The sequence below is a fragment of the Actinoplanes sp. NPDC051388 genome, assembly GCF_055586225.1.
On record NZ_JBVJIP010000010.1, the window covers coordinates 236,061 to 258,181 of the forward strand.

Here is a 22,121-nt window from a genome sequence, read left to right on the forward strand (position 1 = left end):
GTGCTCACTCGCCGTCGCTCTCTTCGAGTGCTCACCCGCCGTCGCTCTCTTCGAGTGCTCACTCGGCGTCGCTCTCTTCGGGTGCTCTCACTCGCCGTCGCTCCCTTCGAAGTCCAAGAGCCAGCGTTTCACCGGCAGACCCCAGCGGTAGCCGCCGAGCGACCCGTCCAGCCGCAACACCCGGTGACACGGCACGAACAGGGCCGCCGCGTTGCGCGCGCACGCCATGGCCGCGGCGCGCACCGCGATCGGGCGGCCGGCCAGCTCGGCGAAGCCCGTGTAGGTCACCGGCGAACCCGGCTTGAGGTCGCGCATGACCTGCCAGGCGTGCCCGATGAAGTCGCCGCCGCTGCGCTGCCGCACCGGCACCCGGTCGATCGCCGCGAGATCACCATCCAGATAGGACATCACCGCCCGGGTCACGTCGCCCACGTCCGGCATCGGCCGCGCGTCGTCGATCAACGACGGGTGGATCAGCGCGATCAGCTCGGCGGCCTCGGTGGTGAAACCGGAGGCGAGGACCGCGCCGTCATCGTCGACCATCGTGGTGAACGCGCCGGCGGGGGTGGCCATCGTCGCATAGCTCAACATCGTGTTCTCCTTCGTCGCGAGTGGAAGTCAGGGTGCCTTGTCCGGGCGGCCGGCGGTGGACGGGCTGTGGACAACCGTCTGCTGTGGATAACCGCGCCAGATCCGGATCAGTGCGTAAGCTCGCCAGGGCCGCCAGCGTTCGGCATGGCGCTGGAGGGCGGCGGGCGACTCGGGCAGACCGAGCGCCTTCGCGCCCCGCCGGACAGCCAGGTCGGTGGGCAGGAAGACGTCGGGGTCGCCGATCGCGCGCATCGCGATGTAACCGGCGGTCCAGGCGCCGATGCCGGGCAGTTCCTGGAGGCGGGCCACCGATTCGTCGCGGTCGGCGCCCGGTTCCAGGTCGAGCTTGCCGTCGGCGACCGCGTCGGCGAGCGCGCGGATGGTGGCGCGGCGGGCGGCCGGCATGCGGAAGGCGTCGTCCGGGAGGGCGGCGATGGCCGCCGCATCGGGAAATCCGGTCAGCGGCGAGCCCGGCGACAGTGAGGTGGCGGTGGGGGAGGGGGAGGGCCCGAAGGGCGCAGAATCGGTCGCCGGCGAAGTGAGTGCGATCAGGCGGGTCAACGTGGTCCGCGCCGACGCCACGCTCACCTGCTGGCCCACGATCGCGCGCAACGCCATCTCGAAGCCGTCGACCGCGCGTGGCACCCGTACCCCGGGCTCGGCTTCGACCAACGCGCTCAGCGCGGGGTCTTCGCCCAGCGTGCCGTCGACGGCGATCGGGTCCGCGTCCAGGTCGAAGAGCCGCCGGCAGCGGGCCACGGCGGGCGCCAGATCACGCACGTCGGTCAGCCGCAGCGAGGCGGAGACCCAGCGCCGGTCCGGCCGCAGCGTCACGGTCGCGCTCCCGTGCGGCAGGCGCAGACCCCTTCGGTACGTATCGGCCGACACCTCTTCCACACCCGGCAACGCGCGCATGGCCAGGAATTCGAGCAGCGCCGGAGCGTGCAGGGGCGCACGGAAGGCGAGTCGCAGCGTGATCGTGCCGGCTTCAGTGGTCGCCTTGGGCCGGCGTTCGCGGAGCTGGCCGGGCGGGCGGGCGTACACGTCGAGAATGGTGTCGTTGAATTGCCGCACGCTGCCGAAACCCGCCGCGAACGCGATCTCCGCGAGCCCGAGGTCGGTGGTCTCGATCAGGATCCGGGCGGTCTGCGCTCGCTGCGCGCGGGCGAGTGCCAGCGGTCCGGCGCCCAGCTCGGCGGAGAGCATGCGGTGCAGGTGCCGTTCGGTGTATCCGAGCCGGCTCGCCAGCCCGGGCACGCCCTCACGGTCGACCACGCCGTCGCCGATCAGCCGCATCGCGCGGCCCACCAGGTCGGCTCGCACGTCCCACTCCGGCGACCCGGGCGCGGCGTCCGGCCGGCAGCGGCGGCAGGCCCGGAAGCCGGCTCGTTGCGCCGCGGCCGCGCTGGGGTGGAACTCGACGTTCTCCCGCTTCGGCGTGACGGCCGGGCAGGACGGGCGGCAGTAGATGCCGGTGGTCCGGACGCAGGTGTAGAACCAGCCGTCGAACCGCTGGTCACGGCTGTCCACGGCCCGGTAGCACCGATCGAAGTCCAACTCCATGACACCGAGTCTGCGCCTTTGAGAGGGCCAGCCGCTGGCGGGATTCGGACATGGGCGTCGGGTGGTAGAACTGTGCGCATGGGTGGCTACGTCGATCTTCCCGGGCAGCGGGTCTATGTCGAGGAGCACGGCAGCGGGGAGCCGGTCTTCCTGCTGCACGGCGGCTTCGGCGGGGCACACGACTGGGGTGGCCAGGTGCCGGGGCTGGCCGAGGACTACCACGTGTTCGTGCCCGAGCGCCGCGGCCACGGGCGGTCGCCGGATGTGCCGGGGCCATATACGACACAGGTCATGGCCGAGGAGACCGCGGCGCTGATCACCACGCTCGCCCAGGGCCCGGCGCACGTGGTGGGCTGGAGCGACGGGGCATATGTCGCGGCCTACCTGGCGCTGCACATGCCCGAGGTGGTGCGCAGCTCGGTCTGGATCGGCCAGCCGCTCGCGGTCGCCGCCGAGACCGAGGCGGAGCGCGCGCTGCCGCACGATCCCGAGCTGGCCGGCTACTTCCGGGAGGCATTTGGGAAGACGTCGCCGGACGGGCCCGAGCACTTCGACGTGGTGTTCGAGAAGATCGTCACGATGTGGCGCAACCCGCTCGAGATGCCGATCGAGCAGCTCGCCACGATCCGGTCGCCGGTGCTGGTCATGCAGGGCGACGACGACGGCGTCAAGATCGACTGGAACCGGCGGCTGGTGGCGGCGCTGCCGCGCGGGCAGTTCGCCGTCGTGCCCGGCACCGGCCACGGCGCGCCGTTGCAGCGACCGCGCGTGGTGACCCGGATGATCCTCGACTTCCTCGCCGATCCGGAACCGGAGCGGTTCATCGCGCTGGGCTCCCTGCGCGACGCATAGCCGGCACGCCGCCACGTAGACTTACTCGACGTGAGTCTCACCATCGGCATCGTCGGCCTGCCCAACGTCGGCAAGAGCACCCTCTTCAACGCCCTGACCAAGAACGACGTGCTCGCCGCGAACTACCCGTTCGCGACCATCGAGCCCAACGTCGGCGTGGTCGGGCTGCCCGACGAGCGTCTGACGAAGCTGGCGGAGATGTTCTCCAGCGAGAAGACGATCCCCGCGCCGGTGTCGTTCGTCGACATCGCCGGCCTGGTCCGCGGCGCGTCCAAGGGGCAGGGCCGAGGCAACGCGTTCCTGGCGAACATCCGGGACGCCTCGGCGATCTGCCAGGTGGTGCGCGCGTTCTCCGATCCGAACGTGCTGCATGTGGACGGCAAGGTCTCGCCCGCCGACGACATCGAGACGATCAACACCGAGCTGATCCTGGCCGACCTGCAGACCGTGGAGAAGGCGCTGCCCCGGCTGCAGAAGGAAGCCAAGCTCAAGAAGGACAAGGCCGCGACGGTGGCCGCCGCCGAGGCCGCGTTCAAGCTGCTCAACGACGGTGTCACGCTGCATCAGGGCGCCGCCGGCGCCGGCATCGACGTGGGCCTGCTGAGCGAGCTGCACCTGCTCACCACCAAGCCTTTCCTGTACGTGTTCAACGTCGACGAGGCGGAGCTGAACAACGCCGCGTTCCTGGACGAGCTGCGCGCCCTGGTGGCGCCGGCCGACGCGGTGTTCATGGACGCGAAGATCGAGTCGGAGCTGATCGACCTGCCCGCCGACGAGGCGCAGGAGCTGCTCGAGTCGACCGGCCAGACCGAGCCGGGGCTGAACCAGCTGATCCGGGTGGGCTTCGAGACGCTGGGGCTGCAGACGTACCTGACGGCGGGTCCGAAGGAGTCGCGGGCCTGGGTGATCCCGAAGGACGCGACGGCGCCAGAGGCGGCGGGCGTGATCCACACCGACTTCCAGCGCGGCTTCATCAAGGCCGAGATCGTCAGCTACGACGACCTGATGGCGGCCGGCTCCATGGCAGCGGCCAAGGCCGCCGGCAAGGTCCGCATGGAGGGCAAGGACTACCCGATGAAGGACGGCGACGTCGTCGAGTTCCGCTTCAACGTGTAGTGATGTTCCGGTTCAACCTGTGGCGAAGATCGGCGCCCCGATCAGCTCTTGCGTCCAGGCACCAGCCCATCCAGATCGAGCTCGACCGCGAACGGTGTCGTCGTGCTCAGCTCGTGTCGATGGATTCCGGTCGGCACGTACGACCGCGTCGGTTCGTCGAGCTCATAGGCGTGGACCACCGGCGATCCGTTCTCGTCCTCGACGCGCCAGTAGTTCGCAATTCCGGCCTCCGCGTACTTTCGTAGCTTGACAGTCCGATCACGGTGCGCTGATTCCGGCGAGACCACCTCGATGACCAATAGCACCTGGTCAGGCGTGTAAAAGGTGCGATCTGGGTCGTAGTAGGGCGCCCTCGTGGCGAGGAGGTCAGGTTCCGGACGGTTCCGTTCGTCAAGCCGGATTGTCATCTCCCGCTCGACCTCGACGCTCGTCGGCGCCTGCTCAGAAAGAGCGAACAACAAAGCAGAGACAGCCCGGCCGTGCCAAGCCCGCTGGGGGGACATCATGAAGACGAGCGCTCCATCGATCAGCTCGGTGTGACGGGGGGCCTCGGGGAGATGGTCGAGGTCGTCGGCAAACCAACCCTCAAGGCGAGGCGGCCGCATCCACTCGGGCACCGCAGTCATGTCGTGAACCGTAGCATTTGAGAGTTGACTGCCTGACCTGCTGCTTTTGCCGTCCTGACGTTGCACGATGACGTCATCCGGTCGAGTTCCGCTTCAAGGTCTGACGCCGGCCTGGCTGGTCGCGGCCAGGAAGTCGTCCAGGATCGCGTTCAGGCGGGCCGGGGCGTGCACGTGTGGCCAATGGCCGGCGCCGCTCAGGTCGGCGCTGTGGATGCCTGGCGGCAGGCGGTCTAGTCGCAGCGGGATGTTGGCCCGGATCACCAGGGTGGGAACGCGCACCGCGGCCAGGGCGGCCGCGCCGTCGAAGGTGAACGTGTTGCGGGACATGCTGCGCGCGGCCGGTGGCGGGGTCGCGGCCAGGCGGTCGAGCACCTCGGCGCGCCAGGGCGCGGGGTCGTGCTCGGTGAAGGTGGCACTGAAGAAGCGTCGCAACAACCACAGTGGGAGGCGGGCCGCCGCCGCCCGCACGGCTGCGGGCAGTTGGACCGGGCTGTCCAGCACCACGATGCCGGCCAGCCCGTCCGGAGGCTGTCCCGCCAGGGCCAGCGCCACCATGCCGGCGGCGCTGTGCCCGAGCAGGACGAACTCGCCCAGGTTCGCGCGCCGGGCCAGCTCGACGACCCGATCCGCCTGGCCGGCGACGCTCAGATCCCCGTCCACGAACGGGTCCAGCGCGAGCACCCGGCGATCCCGGCCGAAGTGGGCGACCTGGGCGGCGAACTCGCCCTGCTGCCCGGCCAGGCCGGGCAGCAGCACCAGGCCCGTGCTCACGGGATGCGGGCGGTGATCAGCCAGGCGGCGGACGCGAAGGTCACGCCGTCGGGGCCTTCGTGGTCCCGCATCACCTGGTGCAGAGCAGGCACCCGGTCGGGGCCCGCGAGCATCCAGCCGAGCAGGCCGAGCACGAACTCCTGCGCCTCCTCGGCGTCGCGGCCGTAGACCATCGGCTCGGCGATCTCGGTGAGGCGTACCCCGGAGAAGCCGGCGCCCTCCAGTAGCGCGCGCACCGCGTCGGGGTCGCTCTGCGAGAAGGGCGCGGCCGCGGCCGGCGGCTCACTGTCGGCCAGCGCCCGGCTGAAGGCGCCGATCCACTCGTTGCGGGCGGCGGCTTGCCAGGTCAGCAGCACGAGACGGCCGCCGGGCCGCAGCGCCCGCGCGATGTTGGCGAACGCCGCCGCGGGGTCGCCGAAGAACATCGTGCCGGTGCGGCTGAGGGCCACGTCGAAGGCGCCCTCGTCGAACGGGTGGACCTGCGCGTCGGCCTGGATGAAACGGGCGTTGTCCTGGCCGGCGGCCAGCCCACGCGCCACCTCGATCATCTCGCCGGAGAGGTCGAGGCCGAGGGCGGAGCCGCGGTGCGCCAGCCGGGCCGCGTCGCGGGCCACCTGCCCGGTGCCGCAGCCGATGTCCAGCACCCGATCGCCGGGCTGGATCGCCGCGGCCGCCATGAAGGCCGGGTGATAGCGCTCCAGTGAACGATCGAAGCGCTCCGCGTTGGCCGCCCAATAGCCGCCCTCGGGTCCGTCCCAGGCGCCGGCCTGCGCCTCGTTGGTCGGGTCGATCGCCGTCGTCCTACTCGTCACCGCAATACTCCGATACTCTCGTTGGGAGTATCCAGCATCGTCCCAAGGGGAGTAAATGTCAACGACCACGACGTCGTACGCGATCCTGGGCCTGCTCGCCGTGCGCTCGTGGAGCACCTATGAGCTGACCCAGCAGATGAACCGCAGCCTGAGCCGGATGTGGCCGCGCGCCCAGAGCAAGCTCTACGAGGAGCCCAAGAAGCTGGTCGCGCTCGGCCTGGCCACGGCCACCGCGGAGCAGGTCGGCAAGCGCCCCCGCACGGTCTATGCCATCTCGCCCGAGGGCCGGGTGGCGCTCGCCCGCTGGCTGGCGGAGCCGGGCGACGGGCCGGTGCTGGAGTTCGAGCAGCTGGTGAAGCTCAGCTTCGCGGAGAACGCGACCCGCGCGGACGCCCTGCGCACGGTCGCCGCCGCCCGTGCCTGGGCTGAGCGGGCCAACGTCGAGAACCTGACCGCGGCCGCCGAATATGCCGCCGGCCAGGGTCCGTACCAGCATCGGGCGGCCCAGGGGATGCTGGCCGGCGCGTTCTTCACCGACTTCTATGCGATGGTGGCCCGCTGGGCGGACTGGGCCACCGAGCAGATCGAGGGGTGGCCCGACGATCCTGCCGAGGCGGTAGCCGACCCCGAGGCTCTGGCCGAGATCCTGCGCCGGGCCCAGTGGTGACCGTCCTGACCGCGCCGGAGCGCTCCGCCTCGCTGTCCGGGCCGGGCATCTTCCTGGCCGGCGGCATCACCCGGGTCGCCGACTGGCAGGCGGTCGCGATCGAACTGCTGAGCCCGTCCTGGCCGGTCATCTTCAACCCGCGTCGCGACGACTTCCCGATGGGCGACGACGTCGAGGGCGAGCGGCAGATCCGGTGGGAGTTCGACCATCTGGCGCGGGCCGACGCCATCCTCTTCTGGTTCTCGTTCGAGACGATGCAACCCATCTCGCTCTTCGAGCTCGGTCGCTGGGCGACCACGGACAAGCCGCTCACGGTCGGCGCCCATCCGGCGTACGCCCGCCGCTTCGACATCGTCCACCAGCTCGCCCTGATCCGCCCCGGCCTGCACGTCCACGACGACCTCGCCGCAGCCTGCGTGGCAGCAAGGCCTTGACGTATTCCCTTATGGGTATATGATTCAGGCATGGCACGAGCAGCAACCACCACCGACGCGTTCAACGCGGTGGCCGAGCCCCGGCGGCGACAGATCCTCGACCTTCTCGCCCAGCGCGAGATGCCGGTCAACGATCTCGTCGACCTCCTCGGCCTGGCCCAGCCGCAGGTCTCCAAACATCTGCGGGTGCTCCGGGAGGTGGATCTCGTGCGAGTCCGCGACGAAGGGCGGCAGCGGATGTATCGAGTGAATGCCGGACCGCTGAAACCGATCCACGAGTGGCTGGCCAAGTACGAGCAGGCCATGAACAAGCGGTTCGACCTGATGGACGCAGTGCTCGACGAGCTCAAGGAGGAAGACGATGGCAACGACGACTAGCGGCACGGCAAAGGTGACCCTGCCGGCCGACAACCAGATCCTGATCACCCGTGAGTTCAACGCGCCGCGGGCGCTGGTGTGGAAGGCCTACACCACGCCCGAGCTGGTCAAGCGCTGGTGGGCCGGTGACAAGGGCACGATGCGCAGCGTCGACATCGACCTGCGGGTCGGCGGCTCCTGGCGATACGTGATGGAGGCCGGCCCCGGCTTCGAGGTGGCCTTCCACGGGGAATACCGCAAGATCGAGGCGCCCGAGCTGCTGGTCAACACCGAGGCGTACGAGGGCATCCCGGACCCGGACGGGCACGCCGGCCTGGTCACCCTCACCTTCACCGAGAAGGACGGGCGCACGTTCATGGAGATGCTCTGCGAATACGTGGACCAGACCGACCGTGACGCGGTGATCGAGTCCGGCATGGAGGGCGGCATGCAGACTCAGATGGATCAGCTGGAGCTCATGGCGGTCTCCCTGGCCTGATCCGGCCGGCCGGCGCGCCCGGCGAGCAGCACGACGGCCACCGAGACGACGCTGGTGAAGGCGAGGACGGCCACGAAGGGCGTCCTCGCCACCGTCTGGAAGAGCAGTCCGGTGAGAGCCAGGGCGGTGCTTCCACCGACCGCATCGGTGATGCTCTTGGCCGACGTGTTGAAACCCGCACGACCTTCTTCCGAGTACGCGAGGACGAGCGTGCTCACCTGCGGATAGAGCGTGCCCATCCCGGCCCCGGCGAGGAACCAGCCGAGCGCGGCGATCGCCGGGTGCAGGTGCAGCGCGGCGGTCAGCAGCTCGGTGCCGGCGCCGGTGGCGAGCAGCGCTCCACCCGTACGCAGAGCGGTTGTGGGGGCCAGCCGATCGCCCAGCCGGGCGCGCATCGCCGCGGCCGCCGCCCACGAGATCGCGGCCGCGGTCAGCGTGATGCCGGAGAGCCAGGCGGGCAGGCCGTAGCCATCGTGCAGCAGCAGCGGCAGGTAGACCTCGGTGCCGAAGAACACCGCACCGGCCGTGCCGCCGAGCAGGACGGCCGCGGGCAGGCCGGGCCGCGCGCGATAGGTGCCCGGCGGGATCAGGCCCCGCGCGGCCAGACCGATCGACAGCAGGGCGATCGGCACGAGCGTCCAGGCCAGGCGCAGGTCCAGTTCGACCAGATAGCTGAGCGCCACCACCGCGACCGCCAGCACCGCCGCGGCGACCATCCGTCCCGGTTCGATCCCGCCGGTGCTCTCGTGATCGAGCCCGCGCAGGGCCGGCAGGATCATCGCGGTGGCCACCGCGACCAGGGCGACCACGCCGAGAAACACCCAGTGCCAGCTCAGCGACTCGGCGACCACACCGGCGGCGAACGGCCCGATCAGCGAGGGCACGACCCACGCGGAGGCCGTCGCCGCGAAGATCCGGATGTGCAGGTGGGCCGGATAGGCCTTCGCCACCAGCACGTAGAGCGCCACCGTGATGCCGCCGGCGCCGAGGCCCTGCAGGAAACGGCCGAGCACCAGCACGGACATCGCGGGCGCGAGACCGGCGACGGTCAGACCCAGCGCGAACAGGGCGATCGACGTGAGCAGGGGGCGGGCCGGGCCGACCCGATCCGCCCAGGAGCCGGAGACGACCATGCTGATCACGCTCGCCGCGAGCGTCGCCGAGAAGGCCAGCGAATAGAGCGCGCGGCCGTCCAGATCGGCGGCGACCACCGGCATGATCGTGGTGACCGCGAGGGACTCGAAGCCGGCCAGGAAGATCAGGCTCCAGGTGCCGGCCGTGGTCAACAGGTATGGCCTGGACAGGATGCCGGTCGCGGTCATGCGCGCACGCTATGACCTCGACCTTGGTTCAGGTCAAAGCGTTTTCTTCCGCTGCGCGTCCTTGGCCTCGTGGGCGGACAGCAGGCGGCCGGGCAGGCCGGCGGCGATGGTGAGCGCCGCCATCCGGATGGCGAGGCCGCGGTGCGGGTGCGCGTGACCCTTCCGCTCCAGCCGGGCCAGCCAGCGCTTCTCCAGCTGGCGGCGGCCGATCACGGTGCCCACGCTCAGCAGGCCGGCGCCGACCACCATGGCGATCCGGCGGCCGTCCATCGGTTGCGAACTGTCGTCCTGGTCGGCGCTGTCGGGCCGGCCGCCGACGACCTCGGGGCCCTCGCCCGGCACCCAGCTCACGCTGCGATCTCCCCTGGTGGTGCTGACCAGGCCGACCACGACGATGGCGCCGGCCGAGGCGGCTCGGAGAGCGCGGCGCTTGCCCGGCGGCAGCTCTCCGGCGGCGATCCAGACGGCGGTCAGCGCGCCCTGGCCGACGGTCGACGCGATGGCTCGGACGTAGGACATCCCCGCACAGTAAGCATTCGAGTCAATTCGACTTCGTCGTGGCGCCTTGACCCTCCGGTTGCCGGAGGGTGCAGAGTTCTTCCATGCCCGCCTCGATCACCATCGGTGAGTTCAGCCGGCTCACCCACCTGCCGGTCAAGACCCTGCACCACTATCACGACGTCGGCGTGCTCGTGCCCGCCGAGGTGGACCCGGTCACCGGTTACCGGCGTTATGCGCCGGAGCAGGTGGCCGCCGCCCATCTCGTGCGCCGGCTGCGCGACGTGCGGATGCCGCCGGCCGAGATCCGGTCGGTGCTGCTCGCCGATCCGAGCGGGCGCGACGCCGGCATCGCCGCGCACCTCGACCGGCTGCATCGCGAGCTGACCGAGACGGCGACCGCGGTGGCGTCACTGCGGTCGTTGATGGCGGGCGGGCCGTCGTCCACGCCGGTGTTCTTCCGCAACGAGCCCGACCGCACGGTCGTCGCCACCACGGCGGACCTCGAGCGCGACGGCATCGACGAGTTCTGCGCGACGGTGTTTCCGCGGCTCTACCAGGCGATCGGGCGGCTCGACGCGATTCCCGCCGGGCCGGGCGCCGCGCTCTACGCCCCGGGCTGGTTCGAGAACAGCCACGGCGAGGTGACGGCATATGTGCCGGTGAACACCGGACGCCCGGCCGAGGCGGCGGCCCGGGACGACCGGATCCGGCTCGCCACGATCCCGGGCGGCCGGTTCGCGGTGGCCCTGCACGCCGGGCCGTTCGACGAGCTCGACCTGACCTACGGCCTGCTCGGGCAGCACGTGCTGAAGGCCGGGATCGGTGCGGAGGCGCCGATCCGGGAGAACTACCTGGTCACTCCGGCCGACACCGCGGACGCGGCGCAGCTGCGCACCGAGATCCTCTGGCCGGTCCACTCCTGAATCCCGAAAGGTTCGTCATGCTCTCCATCGGTCACATCACCTTCGACTCCGAGCACCCCGATCAGCTGGCCGGCTTCTGGTCGCAGGTGCTGTCGCGCCCGGTCGACGAGGGTGCGAGTTCCTATTTCGCGACCATCGGGCTCAAATCCCGCCACGAGACGCCCGCGCTGATGTTCCTCAAGGTGCCGGAGGGCAAGCAGGCCAAGAACCGCGTGCACCTCGACCTGCACGGGCCGGACTGGCGGGCCGAGGCCGACCGCCTGATCGGGCTGGGCGCCACCAAGCTGTCCGAGCACGACGAGTACGGCACCGAGTGGATCACCTTCACCGACCCCGAGGGCAACGAGTTCGACCTCGGCAAGAGCTAGCTTTCGCAGCGGTCCCTGGTGCAGGACATCGCTTCCAGGGCCCTGGCCAGCGTGCACATGTCGAGATCGCCCAGGTGGTCGAGGACCCGGTGGCGCACGCTGGCCAGGTGGGTCGGCCAGGCGGCCTCCAGGCGGGCGAGTCCCCTGTCGGTGAGCACGGCCACCAGGCCACGGGCGTCCGACTCGCAGCGCAGCCGCTGCAGATGTCCCAGCGACTCGAGCTTGCCGGCCAGCCGGGTCATGCCACTCAGCGACATGTCACAGGCGGCGGCGAGCTCGCTCATCCGCAACCGGCGGCCCGCGGCCTCGGAGAGGTGTCGCAGGGCGGCGTATTCGCTCATCGACATTCGCTCGCCACGCTCGAGGTCGGCGTCGAGTGCGCGGGGGAGAACGACCATCAATCGGCCGAGGGCACGCACGACCGCCTCTTCTTCGCTGGTGAGGGGCTTGGCCGCCATGACGAAGATCCTACGTCCTTGACACCGCGCGGCCGGCGCCAATCCACTCCGGCCGAGTCTCCCGAGCCCGGCGGGTGCGTGGAACGCAGCGGCGGCGGAACGTCCTGCCCCGGCGGCTGACGCTATGGACATGCACTGTCGTCTATCGGTTGAGATGCTGCACGGATGACCGAACACGTGAGTCGTCGCTCCATTCTCGCCGGGGCCGGTGGCGGACTGCTGATGGTGGCGGCCGCGCCGGGCAGCGTCCGGGCGAGGTCGACCGCCACCGCCGGCGGCACCGCGCCCGGAGCCGCACGCGCCTCGGCGATCAGTCAGGGCACCACACTCGTCCATGCCGACCTGCACAATCACACCCTGATGTCGGACGGCGACGGTGACCCCGCGCTGGCCTTCGCGTCCATGCGGGACGCCGGGCTCGACGTGGCCGCGCTCACCGATCACGCCACGCTGTTCGGGATCGAGGGGCTGAGCCGCTCCGAGTGGAACCGCACCGCGCAGCTCGCCGACGCGGCCGACGAACCGGGCGTCTACACCGCCATCCGCGGCTTCGAGTGGTCGCACCCGCTGCTCGGGCACGTCAACGTCTGGGGAACCGGCGACTTCACCGATCTCGGGCGGGCGAGCAGCATGGGACGGCTGTTCGACTGGATCGGCGGCACCGCGGGGATCGGCGGGTTCAACCATCCGGGGCGCGAGGTGCTGAGGTTCAACGACTTCTCGTACGACGGGCGGCTGCGTGAGCAGATGGTCGGCATGGAGATGTTCAACCGCACCGACGACTACCTCTTCGACGGGTGGCCGGGGCAGAGTTCGCCGCTCAACGCCTGCCTGAACGCGGGATGGCGCACCGGGCTGACCGGAGTCACCGACGAGCACGGCACCGACTGGGGTTTCCCGGAGGGCAAGGGGCGCACCGGGCTCTGGGTCGCCGAGAACACCCGCAACGGCGTGTTCGAGGCGATGCGGGCGCGGCGGTTCTTCGCCACCCGGGTCAGCGGGCTGCGGCTGGACGCGACCGCGGCCGGCGTGCGGATGGGCGGAAGCCTGCCGTTCGCCGCCGGCGACGTGACCTTCTCGGTCGATCTCGATCGCGGGCCGGACTGGGTCGGCAAGCCGTTGCACATCCAGGTGTTGCGGCCCGGCACCCGGGCGCCCGATGTGGCCGACGTGATCGCCACCGAGGCGGGCCGGACCACGACGTTCACCGTGCCGCTGGACGCGGTGGACGGATCATGGGTGACGTTGCGGATCTCCGACCCGACGCAGGTGAATCCCTCGCCCGGGCCGGCCGGGCACCCCTGCAACGACTGGGGTGTCGCCTATTCCAGCCCGTGGTGGCTCACCACCTGATCGGGGTGGGGGCCCGGCGCAACGGACGGGTCGGGCGTTGGTAACGCGGATGGCGGTCGGCCTTTCGGGGGACCGGATCGCTGCTTGCGTCCGGGCGGTGAGGCTGCACAATGCTCAGGTGCAAAACCAGACAACTAGTGACTCTTGGCAGCAATTGCTTGAAATGCCACGAAAGTCTTGGTGGGCTCGGCTGCCGTTCGGGGTTCGGATGGCGGCCGGGGCCAGTGCCGTGCTGGTGGTGATCGGGGGCGGGACCGCGGCGGTCGCGGCGCTCACCGAGGACGACACGCGGATCGTGACGGCTGTGGGAAGCGACCGGCAGGTGATCGCCGCGGCGCCGCCGACGGATGCTGCCGCCGGGGCGGCGGTGCCACGGCCGCCGGCCGCCGATGCCGGGCTGGGCGCGCAGCCCGCCGTCGAGGAGGAGCTCCGGCCGGATGCCGGGGAGGCGGATCGGACTGCCACGCGTACCCCTCGCAAGGAGCCGGTGGAGCAGGAACCGCAGGTCGCGGCGCCGCGGGTGATCGACGCCAAGCCCGCGGAACCGGCGCCGCCGGTGATCACGACGCGGCCGGAGACCGAGAAGCGGATGATCCCGTTCCGGACCCGGCTGGTGCGCGACCCGGCGCTGCCGCGCGGTCGCAAGCGGATCCAGGCGCAGGGTGCGCCGGGCGAGGAGATCCTGCGGTACGTGGTCACGCTCACCGACGGCCGGCCGACCGAGCGCCGCCTGGTGGACAGCACGGTCACCCGGCAGCCGCAGCATCGCGTGGTGGCCTTCGGCACGCGGCGTGGGCAGCGGGACTGCCGGCCCGGGAACGGATGCGCGCCGGTCGGCCGGGCCGCGGGTTGTGCGCAGGACCTGGATCCGGCGACCGAGAGTGGTTCGCTGCCGCTGGGTGGCTCGGTGAACCTGCTCGACGAGGACCTCGCCATGCTCGACAGCCTCGAACTCGAGCCCGGCCTCCTCTGCTGAGGCACCATGTGAGGCGTGGCGGCTGCGGAGCAATGGCTGGAAGAACTCGGGAGCCGGATCGCCCGGCTGGACGGCGTCGTCGGCGTGGTGCTCGGTGGCAGCCGGGCGCGCGGCGACCACCGGCCGGACTCGGACTACGACCTGGGGATCTACTATCGACGGCCGCTCGATCTGGCCGGCCTCGGCGAGATCGCGCGGGACGTCGGTGGGCCGTCCGCGCAGGTCACCGAGCTCGGCGAATGGGGACCGTGGGTCGACGGCGGCGCCTGGCTCGAGGTGGACGGCGCCGCGGTGGATCTGCTCTATCGCGACGTCGGCCGGGTGGAGGGCACCTGGGCCGACGCCGAGCAGGGGCGCTACGTGTTCCACACCCAGGCCGGCCATCCGCTGGGCGTGCCGGACTTCGCGTACCCGGGGGAACTCGCCCTGGCCCGGATCCTGGCCGATCCGACCGGTGAGCTCGCCGCCCTGCGAGGCCGCGTGCGGGTCTATCCACCGGCGCTGCGGGAGCGGCTGGTGGCCGGGCTGTGGGAGGCGGACTTCCTGGTCGGCGTGGCGCGCAAGGCCGTCGATCGCGGGGATTCCGCATACGTCGCCGGGTGCCTGTTCCGGCTGGTCGGGGTGTGTGCGCACGCTCTGCACGGCGCGGCCGGCAAGTGGCTGATCAACGAGAAGGGCGCGGTGGCCGGGGCGGCGAACCTGCCCGGGGCGCCGGACCGGATGGCCGCGCGGGTGGATGCGCTGTTCGGCGCGGTGGGTGCCGATCCGCTGCGCCTGGGGCTGGCCGTCGACCTGGCCGCCGACCTCGTTCTGGACACGGCCGACGCGTGCGCCGCGATGATGCGGTGAAATGGTGCCGTGACTGCTGACGCTCCTACGATTCTGGCCACCAGCGCCTCGTTCCGGCCCGGGAAGCACGGGCTGCTGGACATGCGGCCCGGTCCCATCCACTACTTCGCCGCGCAGCTGGCCAACGCCACCGCGGCGCCGAAGATCTGCGTGCTCAACCAGGCCACCGGAGATCCGGAGGGGCGGATCGGGGCGACCTATGCGGCGTTCGCCGGCACCGAGTTCGTGGCCTCGCACCTGCAGCTCTTCCCGATGCCCAACATCGACGACATCCGCGCCCACCTGCTCGCCCAGGACGTGATCTGGGTCGGCGGCGGCAGCGTCGCCAACCTCTGCGCGGTCTGGCGGGCGCACGGCCTCGACGAGATCCTGCACGAGGCGTGGCAGGCCGGCGTCGTGCTCGGCGGCGTCTCGGCCGGGTCGATCTGCTGGCATCAGGGCGGCAGCACCGACAGCTACGGCCTCGAGCTGCGCGGCTTCACCGACGGCCTGGGCTGGCTGCCTTACAGCAACGGCGTCCACTACGACGCCGAGGAGCAGCGCCGGCCCAAGATGCACGAGCTGATCGGCGACGGCACGCTGGGCGACGGCTACGCGACCGACGACGGGGCCGGGCTGGTCTATCGCGGGACCACCCTCGAGGAGGTGGTCGCCGACAAACAGGGACCCCTCGGGTACGAGCTGAAGCGCACCGCCGACGGCGGCGTCACCGAGACGGTCCTGCCCACCCGAGTGCTCTGACCATGGTCGACCTGGCGCTGCCGTTCCGAGGCACCTGGCTGGTCCAGAACAGCCCGGCGCGGCGCGTGCCCAGCCACGGCACCCACCACTTCGCCACCACCTATGCCATCGACTTCGTCGCGGTCGACGGCCGGCGCACCGCGGCCGTGCGGGACTGGCGCACGTTCCTGGCCACCGAACCGCCGGACCGGTTCGTCGCGTTCGGCCGGCCGATCCTCGCGCCCGCGGCCGGCCGGGTGGTCTCGGTGCTCGACGACGCGCCGGACCACGAGGCCCGGCGCTCGCAGTTCACGCTGCTGCACTACGCGATCACCCAGGCGTCCCGGGCGCGGGCCGGCGCGGCCGCGCTGGCCGGCAACCACGTGGTCATCGAGATCGAGGGCGGCGTCTTCGTCGTGCTGGCGCACCTGCGGGCGGGATCGATCCGGGTGGCGCCCGGCGATGCCGTGGAGATCGGGCAGCAGGTCGGCGAGTGCGGCAACTCCGGCAACTCGACCCAGCCCCACCTGCACCTCCAGGCGATGGACGCGGCGGACGGTTTCACCGCCAAGGGATTGCCGATGTCCTTTCGCGACTACCGCGTGCTGCCCCGGCGCGGTGGGACGCCGATCCTCGTCGAGCGTGGTGTGCCCGCCGAATCGGAGGTGGTCGAGCCGGGGTGAATCGGGCGCACGGCCGACGGCAGACCGCCGAAACGGTGCTGTGCGTGCCACCTTTGCCCGACAATCAAAAGTGGCAAGGTCCGCCAGTCACCCTTTCAGGTGTCTCGCAGTTGGTGAATCGGTGCCACCGTAAGGTTTAGTGAGCAGTCGCCTCGCGATTCGGCGCGAGCGGCATTGATCTCCAAGGAGTTGCGATGATTTCCAGGACTGCTGCGGCGTTCCGTTTCGACCGGCGTGGTGGCGAGGGCGGGACGACCTACCGCTGAGGTCCTGAATCAGTAGTGCAGAGCGACCGTCGCGAACACCACCAGGGCGGCGGAGAGCGCGAGCGACGCGACCAGCAGGGCGACCGGCGCGGCGCCCATCCGGTTGCCGCCTTCGCCACCCGGGCCGTCGGCGGAGTTGTGCCGCAAAGCCTGGGGCCGGGGCAGTCCCGACGTCGGATTCTGCAGGTCGGCAAGCACTTTGATCGCTCCCGGTGTCGTCGATGAGATCGAGCGCGGTGGAAGTCCCGAGCCAGCATCCTGCCGCGCGCTCACAGCCCGCAACTATTACCGGACGGTAACCACCCTCCGCGGCGGCGAATGGCATGTGCCTGGCCGAACGGGCGTACCCGGATGGGGTCAGCCTGTCTGGGGATTTGTCGCCAATAGTCGTTTCGGCAAGATTGGTAGCAGACACCGACGGGGGTGAGTTCGACCGTGCCGCTGTCGCCAGAGTTCAAGAACATGTTCAATAGCGTGCTGCGCGTCGTGATCCTCATTCTCGGAATCGCGTCGGGAATCGCCGAGCTGGCCGATTTCTCGTCCGGGGTCAGTCGCGCGATTCTGCAGGGCCTCGGCATCGCGAGCCTGCTCTACTTCGTGATCCACCTCTGGAATCTGTACTTCGTGGCGCGGATCCGTCAGCTGGAGACTCAGGTGCAGGATCTCAACGACAAGATGACCCTGGAGAAGACCGGACACCAGCACTACCTGCGGGCGATCGAACGGATCAGCGACCGCGAGATGCCGTTGTTCTCGGAGACTCTCGAACTCGTCGTGACCATCGGCAGCGACGACGAGAGCGATCACATCCTCGAAAAGCACCGCACCATGCCGCGGCCGGTGGTCACGCACCGCACCATGCGGCCGATCGTGCCGGACGAGGACGTCGTCGCCCGGCTCGACGACTTCAGCTTCAAGGCCGAGGTGAAGAACGGTGGCGGCACCATCACCGATCTGCCGCTGCGGGAGCAGGTCCGCCTCCTCCGGGCCTGGCTGGTGTTCGATCCGGCGATGACCGGGGAGACCGACTGGGAGGTCGAATATCGGCCCCGAGGGTTGTGGCGGCCGCTGCGGGAGCGCGGCTGGGACTGGCTCAAGTGGGACGACCGGTTGCAGACCGCGGACGGTGGTTCCACCGCGCTGACCAGGTTTCAGGTGACCTTCGCGTTCCCGGCCGGCGATCAGCCGCCGAGCGTGAAGGAGCAGCACGGGTTCGGCGCCCTGCAACCGCCGGAGAAGGGCCACAACGGCTGGACGGTGACCTGGCTGGACGAGAAGCCGGCCGGTCGTTACTACGCCTGGGATCTCACGCAGACCACCTGAACCAGGGCAGCCGCCACTGCTGGTGGCGGCCGGTGCGCCGCCAGCCACTTCCGGCAAATGCCCTAAGAGGCGTAGTGCAGGATCACGTTGTGCACGTGATGCGTCTTGTCCGAGCCGCGGAACTCCACCTCGTAGATGTGCGTGCCGACGTGGATGGCGATCGTGCCGGTGGAGAAGTACTGGCCGGCGATGCTCTTGTTGCTCACCACGCTGACACTGCTGATCTTGGAGTACGGGATGCTGGTGATCGCGAAGCGTTTCCCGGCGAAGGACTTGTCCTGGATGATCACCCGGCGGGTGGTCAGCCCGAGGTATCCGGTGCCGACGCCGACCGCGTCGTACACCGCGATGATCTGTTCGCCGTCCAGCAGGCCGCTCTCGATCTGCTTGAGCTGACCCTTGTTGTCGAAGATCGGATCCGTCATGAATCCGAGACTATTGCGCGCCCACCACCGTCTTGTAGGCGTCTTCGATCCGGGCCGCCAGAGTGACCTGGCCGTCGGTGATCGCGTCGCTCTCGCCGGTGCGCTCGGCCGACGGCAGACGGATCTGCGTGTGACCCTCTGTGCGCCGGATTGCGGGGCGTATGCGTAGTGTGTCCGCAGCGACCTTGATTCTCTCGGTCAGCGCGGCATGCTGGCTGTCGTCACAGGCGAGGACTCTTCGCAATTCTGCGCCGTCCTGCGTCCAGCCCTTCAACAGGGCGAGGGCGTCGGTCAGATAGTCGGACCGCGTCCCCCGTTGCCTTCGGCTCCGCATCGCCGCACCCCCCAGGCGTCGTTGCCGGCTTGTGGCCAAACTGTCGCCGTGTCGTCATGGTCGGTGGTGACAGTCTTGTCTGCCGCGTCAATCATGTCCACGCCCACATATCCGTGTTCTCCCGACGATCGGGACTCCTCGGGCAACCTGAACGGTGACTTTTTGTGGCACGCTCATGGCCCATGCGCCCGGAACGCCGCGTCAGCGCCTCGTCGTCACCCAGGGTGATTGTGGCCGCAGTGATAGTCATGGATGGGCGCGTGCTCGCCTGCGAGCGCTCGGCGCCGCCCGAGGTGGCCGGGCGCTGGGAGTTCCCCGGCGGCAAGGTCGAGCCGGGCGAGACCGACGCCGAGGCGCTGGCCCGCGAGTGCGTCGAGGAGCTCGGCGTGCGGGTGGCGGTGGGCGACCGGGTGGGCCCGGACGTGCCACTCGCACACGGCCGGGCGGTGCTGCGGGTTTTTGCCGTGGAGCTGCTCGGCGGCGACGTGCCGCGAGCGCTGGAGCACACCGCGATGCGCTGGCTCGGCCCGGACGAGCTGACCAGCGTGCGGTGGCTCCCGGCGGACAAGCCCATCGTCGCCGAGCTGCCCCGGCTGCTACTCGGAGAAAGTCGCGCGTAGCTCGCGCTTGAGCACCTTGAAGCTCGGGCCCACCGGCAGCGACTCGACGAAGCGGACCTGCCGCGGGTATTTGTGCCGGCCCAGCTTCTCCTTGCTCCACTCGATCAGCTCGTCCGCCGTGACACCGCCCGCCTCGTCCGGCTGAACGGTGGGAACCACGACCGCGCAGATCTCCTCACCGAACGTGGCGTCAGCGATGCCGATCACCGCGACCTGCGCCACCGACGGGTGCCGGGCCAGCGCCTCCTCGACCTCGCGGGGATAGACGTTGAACCCGCCGCGGATCACCAGGTCCTTTTTGCGGTCGACGATCGTGATGAAGCCGGTCTCGTCCTTGCGTCCCAGGTCGCCGGTGCGGAACCAGCCGTCGATCACCGCCTCGGCGGTCGCCTCCGGCCGGTTGTGGTAGCCGGCGAAGACACAGTGCCCGCGGATCACGATCTCGCCGAGCTCACCGGCCGGCAGGAACTCGATGCGCTCGTCGACCTCGGCCCGGGCGATCTCCGCCTCGACGCCCCAGATCGGGTGGCCGATGGTGCCCGGCCGGGTGCCGAACGCGGGCTGGTTCGTGGTCGCCGTCGGCGAGGTCTCGGACAGGCCGTAGCCCTCGTAGATCGGCGCCTGGAAGATCTCGGTGAACTTCTCCAGCACCGCGACCGGCAGCGAGGCGCCGCCGGAGAAGCAGAGCCGCAGATCGGGCAGGCGCTCTGCCTTCGGCGCCGCCTCGAGCAGCCCGATGAACATGGTCGGCACGCCGAAGAAGATGGTCGCGCCCTCGCGGACCATCAGCTCGATCGCGGCCTCGCCGGTGAACCGCGGCAGCAGCACGAGCGTGCCGCCGGCCCGGAACGTGCCGTTCATCGCGACGCTCTGCCCATAGGTGTGGAACAGCGGCAGGCAGCCCATGGAGATGTCGTCCGGGAGCGGGTCGTGCACGTCGAACGTGTTCACCGTCGCGTTCATCACCAGGTTGAGGTGCGTCAGCAGGGCGCCCTTGGGCTGGCCGGTGGTGCCGCTCGTGTAGAAGATGACGGCGGTGTCCTCGGCCTCGCGCGTCACGTATGTGAACAGCGGCTCGACCGACGCGGCGGCGTCCTCCAGGCGCGGCGGGGCCTGCGGCACGTCGGCCGGCATCGGGCCCACGGTGATCACCGGGATGCCGGCCAGCTCCGCCGCCTTGGCCGCGGTGGCGAGCTGACTCGAGTGCGTGACCAGCTTCTTGGCGCCGGAGTCGGTCAGGACGTACGCCATCTCCTCCGGCGTCAGCAGCAGGTGCACCGGGACGATGACCGCGCCGATCGAGAGGGCCGCGTAGTACGCCCGCGGGAAGTCCATCACGTTGGGAATCTGCAGGGCGACCGTGTCGCCCGGGCCGATGCCGAGCTCGCGCAGCCCAGCCGCCCAGGACCGGGCCTGCGCCCACAGCTCCGAATAGGTCAGTCGCGCGCCGGTGTGGTCGATCAGCGCCACCTTGTCCGGCCGTTTGCGCGCCGCCTCGGCCAGGATCGTCGCGAGCGAGAGAACCGTCATGCGAGGTGACCCCCGATCTTGGTGTAGCCCCGGAGCAGGTCCCTGGAGATGATCAGGCGCTGCATCTCGTCGGTGCCCTCATAGATGCGGATCAGCCGGACGGCCCTGTACCACCGCTCGATCGGCAGCTCGCGGGTGTAACCCATGCCGCCGTGGATCTGCATCACGCGATCCATCACCTGATTGACCATGCCGGCTCCATAGAGCTTGGCATGCGAGGCCGAGTGCCGGAAGTCCATGCCCTGATCGACCGTCCAGGCCGCCTTGAGGATCAGCCAACGGGCCGCCTCCAGCTCGGTCTCGGAGTCCGCGATCATCCACTGGATCGCCTGGTTGTCGCCGATCTTGCGGCCGAACGTCTCGCGGGTGTTCGCGTAGTCGATCGCCATCTGCAGGGCCCGCTCGGCGCTGCCGATCGCGGCCGATGGGATCAGGTAGCGGCCGCGGCCGATCCACTTCATGCCCAGCTCGAAGCCCTGGCCGATCTCGCCGAGAATGTTGCGCGCCGGCACCCGTACGTCGTCGAAGATCAGCGACGCCGGCCGGGCCGGGCCCATCGTGTCGATGGCCTCGGAGCGCCAGCCCATCGAGCGGTCCACGAGGAAGGCCGTCGTGCCGCCACCGCGCACGCCCTTCTCCCGGTCGGTGACCGCGACGACGATGGTGAAGTCGGCCTCGTTGCCGTTCGTGATGAACGTCTTCTCGCCGTTCAGGATCCAGTCGTCGCCGTCCTTGCGGGCGCTCAGCTTGATGTTCGCCGCGTCCGACCCGGCGCCCGGCTCGGTGATCGCGAAGCAGGAGACGCGGTCGCCCTCGATGGTGGGGATGAGGAACTCCGCCTTCTGCTCCTCGTTCGCGTAGTAAAGGATGTTGTCGGCCTCGCCGCCGAAGCTGAACGGCACGTAGGTGCGGCCCACCTCGGTCCAGATCAGCGACTGCATCACGGCGGGGAGGTCCATGCCGCCGTACTGCTCGGGCGTGCCGAGCCCCCAGTAGCCGAACTTCTTGGCCTTCTGCCGGAGCTCGGCCAGCTCGCTGCGCTCGATCCCGGGCCGGCCGGCCCGCTCACGCCGCAGCACGTCCGACTCCAGAGGCATCACCTCCTTCGCGATGAACTGACGGGCAGTGTCGCGGATCGCGCGTTCCTCATCGCTCAAGGAGAAGTCCATGGGAGATAAACTA

28 protein-coding genes are annotated in these 22,121 nt (G+C 70.2%); 15 read left to right on the top strand and 13 right to left on the bottom strand.

Translation table 11 applies throughout. The features are described from left to right. Positions 1-87: 87 nt before the first annotated feature. Positions 88-591, bottom strand: coding sequence for a methylated-DNA--[protein]-cysteine S-methyltransferase (locus tag ACZ6TI_RS25630; RefSeq protein WP_465347667.1), 504 nt, complete (start codon positions 589-591; stop codon positions 88-90). Between the two features lie 27 nt (positions 592-618). Beyond that, entirely contained in the window at positions 619-2,154 is a 1,536-nt protein-coding gene (locus ACZ6TI_RS25635) for a DNA-3-methyladenine glycosylase 2 family protein (RefSeq protein ID WP_465347668.1), read from the bottom strand. A 78-nt stretch (positions 2,155-2,232) separates the two neighbouring features. Between ACZ6TI_RS25635 and ACZ6TI_RS25640 the strand changes: the two genes are divergently transcribed. Next, positions 2,233-3,006 carry an alpha/beta fold hydrolase gene (locus ACZ6TI_RS25640; protein ID WP_465347669.1) on the top strand — a complete coding sequence of 258 codons (774 nt, stop codon included), beginning with the start codon at positions 2,233-2,235 and terminating at the stop codon, positions 3,004-3,006. Between the two features lie 30 nt (positions 3,007-3,036). After that, a complete protein-coding gene (gene ychF / locus ACZ6TI_RS25645) occupies positions 3,037-4,122 on the top strand; it encodes a redox-regulated ATPase YchF (RefSeq protein WP_465347670.1) in 1,086 nt (361 codons plus the stop codon). Between the two features lie 41 nt (positions 4,123-4,163). Here ychF and ACZ6TI_RS25650 read toward each other — a convergent pair whose 3' ends face one another. The 3 genes from ACZ6TI_RS25650 to ACZ6TI_RS25660 all read right to left on the bottom strand — a co-directional run bounded on the left by ACZ6TI_RS25650 (position 4,164) and on the right by ACZ6TI_RS25660 (position 6,331). After that, positions 4,164-4,748, bottom strand: a complete 585-nt coding sequence (locus ACZ6TI_RS25650) for a Uma2 family endonuclease (protein ID WP_465347671.1) — start codon at positions 4,746-4,748, stop codon at positions 4,164-4,166. A 93-nt stretch (positions 4,749-4,841) separates the two neighbouring features. Next, the gene (locus ACZ6TI_RS25655) at positions 4,842-5,519 is read right to left on the bottom strand and encodes an alpha/beta fold hydrolase (protein WP_465347672.1); all 678 of its coding nucleotides are present in this window, start codon (positions 5,517-5,519) and stop codon (positions 4,842-4,844) included. Next, the gene (locus ACZ6TI_RS25660) at positions 5,516-6,331 is read right to left on the bottom strand and encodes a class I SAM-dependent methyltransferase (RefSeq protein WP_465347673.1); all 816 of its coding nucleotides are present in this window, start codon (positions 6,329-6,331) and stop codon (positions 5,516-5,518) included. Before ACZ6TI_RS25660 ends, ACZ6TI_RS25655 begins: the two co-directional genes overlap by 4 nt. A 55-nt stretch (positions 6,332-6,386) precedes the next feature. Between ACZ6TI_RS25660 and ACZ6TI_RS25665 the strand changes: the two genes are divergently transcribed. The 4 genes from ACZ6TI_RS25665 to ACZ6TI_RS25680 are packed head-to-tail and all read left to right on the top strand — an operon-like array spanning position 6,387 to position 8,288. After that, complete coding sequence (locus ACZ6TI_RS25665) at positions 6,387-6,998, top strand: PadR family transcriptional regulator (protein WP_465347674.1); 612 nt, start codon at positions 6,387-6,389, stop codon at positions 6,996-6,998. Further along, positions 6,995-7,432, top strand: coding sequence for a nucleoside 2-deoxyribosyltransferase domain-containing protein (locus ACZ6TI_RS25670; RefSeq protein ID WP_465347675.1), 438 nt, complete (start codon positions 6,995-6,997; stop codon positions 7,430-7,432). Before ACZ6TI_RS25665 ends, ACZ6TI_RS25670 begins: the two co-directional genes overlap by 4 nt. 30 nt (positions 7,433-7,462) lie before the next feature. Next, positions 7,463-7,810, top strand: coding sequence for an ArsR/SmtB family transcription factor (locus ACZ6TI_RS25675; protein WP_465347676.1), 348 nt, complete (start codon positions 7,463-7,465; stop codon positions 7,808-7,810). Continuing rightward, positions 7,794-8,288, top strand: coding sequence for an SRPBCC family protein (locus ACZ6TI_RS25680; RefSeq protein WP_465347677.1), 495 nt, complete (start codon positions 7,794-7,796; stop codon positions 8,286-8,288). The genes ACZ6TI_RS25675 and ACZ6TI_RS25680 overlap by 17 nt, the downstream gene beginning before the upstream one ends. Here the strand turns inward: ACZ6TI_RS25680 and ACZ6TI_RS25685 are convergent. Beyond that, on the bottom strand, positions 8,255-9,610 hold the full coding sequence (locus ACZ6TI_RS25685; protein ID WP_465347678.1) for an MFS transporter: 1,356 nt from the start codon (positions 9,608-9,610) through the stop codon (positions 8,255-8,257). The two genes, ACZ6TI_RS25680 and ACZ6TI_RS25685, sit on opposite strands and share 34 nt — an antisense overlap. A 33-nt stretch (positions 9,611-9,643) precedes the next feature. Beyond that, positions 9,644-10,129, bottom strand: a complete 486-nt coding sequence (locus ACZ6TI_RS25690; RefSeq protein WP_465347679.1) for a hypothetical protein — start codon at positions 10,127-10,129, stop codon at positions 9,644-9,646. 83 nt (positions 10,130-10,212) lie between these two features. Between ACZ6TI_RS25690 and ACZ6TI_RS25695 the strand changes: the two genes are divergently transcribed. Beyond that, on the top strand, positions 10,213-11,034 hold the full coding sequence (locus ACZ6TI_RS25695) for a MerR family transcriptional regulator (RefSeq protein WP_465347680.1): 822 nt from the start codon (positions 10,213-10,215) through the stop codon (positions 11,032-11,034). Between the two features lie 17 nt (positions 11,035-11,051). Next, positions 11,052-11,402: a VOC family protein gene (locus tag ACZ6TI_RS25700; protein WP_465347681.1), complete on the top strand. Its 351-nt coding sequence runs from the start codon at positions 11,052-11,054 to the stop codon at positions 11,400-11,402. On the opposite strand, the gene ACZ6TI_RS25705 is transcribed toward ACZ6TI_RS25700, so the two are convergent. Further along, entirely contained in the window at positions 11,399-11,860 is a 462-nt protein-coding gene (locus ACZ6TI_RS25705) for a MarR family winged helix-turn-helix transcriptional regulator (RefSeq protein WP_465347682.1), read from the bottom strand. The genes ACZ6TI_RS25700 and ACZ6TI_RS25705 overlap by 4 nt on opposite strands. A gap of 165 nt (positions 11,861-12,025) precedes the next feature. On the opposite strand from ACZ6TI_RS25705, the gene ACZ6TI_RS25710 reads away from it, so the two are divergent. The 5 genes from ACZ6TI_RS25710 to ACZ6TI_RS25730 all read left to right on the top strand — a co-directional run bounded on the left by ACZ6TI_RS25710 (position 12,026) and on the right by ACZ6TI_RS25730 (position 16,441). Continuing rightward, positions 12,026-13,213 carry a CehA/McbA family metallohydrolase gene (locus ACZ6TI_RS25710; protein ID WP_465347683.1) on the top strand — a complete coding sequence of 396 codons (1,188 nt, stop codon included), beginning with the start codon at positions 12,026-12,028 and terminating at the stop codon, positions 13,211-13,213. A gap of 208 nt (positions 13,214-13,421) precedes the next feature. Next, on the top strand, positions 13,422-14,189 hold the full coding sequence (locus tag ACZ6TI_RS25715) for a G5 domain-containing protein (RefSeq protein WP_465347684.1): 768 nt from the start codon (positions 13,422-13,424) through the stop codon (positions 14,187-14,189). A 15-nt stretch (positions 14,190-14,204) separates the two neighbouring features. Then, on the top strand, positions 14,205-15,038 hold the full coding sequence (locus ACZ6TI_RS25720; protein ID WP_465347685.1) for a nucleotidyltransferase domain-containing protein: 834 nt from the start codon (positions 14,205-14,207) through the stop codon (positions 15,036-15,038). Between the two features lie 9 nt (positions 15,039-15,047). Further along, entirely contained in the window at positions 15,048-15,779 is a 732-nt protein-coding gene (locus tag ACZ6TI_RS25725) for a Type 1 glutamine amidotransferase-like domain-containing protein (protein WP_465347686.1), read from the top strand. 2 nt (positions 15,780-15,781) lie between these two features. After that, positions 15,782-16,441, top strand: coding sequence for a M23 family metallopeptidase (locus ACZ6TI_RS25730; RefSeq protein ID WP_465347687.1), 660 nt, complete (start codon positions 15,782-15,784; stop codon positions 16,439-16,441). Between the two features lie 275 nt (positions 16,442-16,716). On the opposite strand, the gene ACZ6TI_RS25735 is transcribed toward ACZ6TI_RS25730, so the two are convergent. Next, a complete protein-coding gene (locus ACZ6TI_RS25735; RefSeq protein ID WP_465347688.1) occupies positions 16,717-16,905 on the bottom strand; it encodes a hypothetical protein in 189 nt (62 codons plus the stop codon). Positions 16,906-17,142: 237 nt separating this feature from the next. On the opposite strand from ACZ6TI_RS25735, the gene ACZ6TI_RS25740 reads away from it, so the two are divergent. Beyond that, a complete protein-coding gene (locus tag ACZ6TI_RS25740; protein ID WP_465347689.1) occupies positions 17,143-18,030 on the top strand; it encodes a hypothetical protein in 888 nt (295 codons plus the stop codon). A gap of 62 nt (positions 18,031-18,092) precedes the next feature. Here the strand turns inward: ACZ6TI_RS25740 and ACZ6TI_RS25745 are convergent, their stop codons facing one another. Continuing rightward, positions 18,093-18,455 (bottom strand): PH domain-containing protein, encoded by a 363-nt coding sequence (locus ACZ6TI_RS25745; RefSeq protein ID WP_465347690.1) that lies wholly within the window; start codon positions 18,453-18,455, stop codon positions 18,093-18,095. A gap of 10 nt (positions 18,456-18,465) precedes the next feature. Then, on the bottom strand, positions 18,466-18,789 hold the full coding sequence (locus ACZ6TI_RS25750; protein ID WP_465347691.1) for a 4a-hydroxytetrahydrobiopterin dehydratase: 324 nt from the start codon (positions 18,787-18,789) through the stop codon (positions 18,466-18,468). Positions 18,790-18,971: 182 nt separating this feature from the next. Here ACZ6TI_RS25750 and ACZ6TI_RS25755 point away from each other — a divergent pair, with 182 nt between their 5' ends. Continuing rightward, on the top strand, positions 18,972-19,409 hold the full coding sequence (locus tag ACZ6TI_RS25755; RefSeq protein ID WP_465347692.1) for a (deoxy)nucleoside triphosphate pyrophosphohydrolase: 438 nt from the start codon (positions 18,972-18,974) through the stop codon (positions 19,407-19,409). Here the strand turns inward: ACZ6TI_RS25755 and ACZ6TI_RS25760 are convergent. Together ACZ6TI_RS25760 and ACZ6TI_RS25765 are read right to left on the bottom strand one after the other, a co-directional pair. Further along, a complete protein-coding gene (locus ACZ6TI_RS25760) occupies positions 19,386-20,939 on the bottom strand; it encodes a long-chain-fatty-acid--CoA ligase (protein WP_465347693.1) in 1,554 nt (517 codons plus the stop codon). The genes ACZ6TI_RS25755 and ACZ6TI_RS25760 overlap by 24 nt on opposite strands. Next, positions 20,936-22,108, bottom strand: coding sequence for an acyl-CoA dehydrogenase family protein (locus tag ACZ6TI_RS25765; protein WP_465347694.1), 1,173 nt, complete (start codon positions 22,106-22,108; stop codon positions 20,936-20,938). Before ACZ6TI_RS25765 ends, ACZ6TI_RS25760 begins: the two co-directional genes overlap by 4 nt. Positions 22,109-22,121 lie beyond the last annotated feature (13 nt).

Coding starts and splice junctions, on each gene's coding strand:
- ACZ6TI_RS25630 (WP_465347667.1), bottom strand. CDS start 591: ATGTTGAGCTATGCGACGATGGCCACCCCCGCCGGCGCGTTCACCACG.
- ACZ6TI_RS25635 (WP_465347668.1), bottom strand. CDS start 2,154: ATGGAGTTGGACTTCGATCGGTGCTACCGGGCCGTGGACAGCCGTGAC.
- ACZ6TI_RS25640 (WP_465347669.1), top strand. CDS start 2,233: ATGGGTGGCTACGTCGATCTTCCCGGGCAGCGGGTCTATGTCGAGGAG.
- ACZ6TI_RS25650 (WP_465347671.1), bottom strand. CDS start 4,748: ATGACTGCGGTGCCCGAGTGGATGCGGCCGCCTCGCCTTGAGGGTTGG.
- ACZ6TI_RS25665 (WP_465347674.1), top strand. CDS start 6,387: ATGTCAACGACCACGACGTCGTACGCGATCCTGGGCCTGCTCGCCGTG.
- ACZ6TI_RS25675 (WP_465347676.1), top strand. CDS start 7,463: ATGGCACGAGCAGCAACCACCACCGACGCGTTCAACGCGGTGGCCGAG.
- ACZ6TI_RS25680 (WP_465347677.1), top strand. CDS start 7,794: ATGGCAACGACGACTAGCGGCACGGCAAAGGTGACCCTGCCGGCCGAC.
- ACZ6TI_RS25685 (WP_465347678.1), bottom strand. CDS start 9,610: ATGACCGCGACCGGCATCCTGTCCAGGCCATACCTGTTGACCACGGCC.
- ACZ6TI_RS25690 (WP_465347679.1), bottom strand. CDS start 10,129: ATGTCCTACGTCCGAGCCATCGCGTCGACCGTCGGCCAGGGCGCGCTG.
- ACZ6TI_RS25695 (WP_465347680.1), top strand. CDS start 10,213: ATGCCCGCCTCGATCACCATCGGTGAGTTCAGCCGGCTCACCCACCTG.
- ACZ6TI_RS25700 (WP_465347681.1), top strand. CDS start 11,052: ATGCTCTCCATCGGTCACATCACCTTCGACTCCGAGCACCCCGATCAG.
- ACZ6TI_RS25705 (WP_465347682.1), bottom strand. CDS start 11,860: ATGGCGGCCAAGCCCCTCACCAGCGAAGAAGAGGCGGTCGTGCGTGCC.
- ACZ6TI_RS25710 (WP_465347683.1), top strand. CDS start 12,026: ATGACCGAACACGTGAGTCGTCGCTCCATTCTCGCCGGGGCCGGTGGC.
- ACZ6TI_RS25715 (WP_465347684.1), top strand. CDS start 13,422: ATGGCGGCCGGGGCCAGTGCCGTGCTGGTGGTGATCGGGGGCGGGACC.
- ACZ6TI_RS25730 (WP_465347687.1), top strand. CDS start 15,782: ATGGTCGACCTGGCGCTGCCGTTCCGAGGCACCTGGCTGGTCCAGAAC.
- ACZ6TI_RS25745 (WP_465347690.1), bottom strand. CDS start 18,455: ATGACGGATCCGATCTTCGACAACAAGGGTCAGCTCAAGCAGATCGAG.
- ACZ6TI_RS25750 (WP_465347691.1), bottom strand. CDS start 18,789: ATGCGGAGCCGAAGGCAACGGGGGACGCGGTCCGACTATCTGACCGAC.
- ACZ6TI_RS25755 (WP_465347692.1), top strand. CDS start 18,972: ATGCGCCCGGAACGCCGCGTCAGCGCCTCGTCGTCACCCAGGGTGATT.
- ACZ6TI_RS25760 (WP_465347693.1), bottom strand. CDS start 20,939: ATGACGGTTCTCTCGCTCGCGACGATCCTGGCCGAGGCGGCGCGCAAA.
- ACZ6TI_RS25765 (WP_465347694.1), bottom strand. CDS start 22,108: ATGGACTTCTCCTTGAGCGATGAGGAACGCGCGATCCGCGACACTGCC.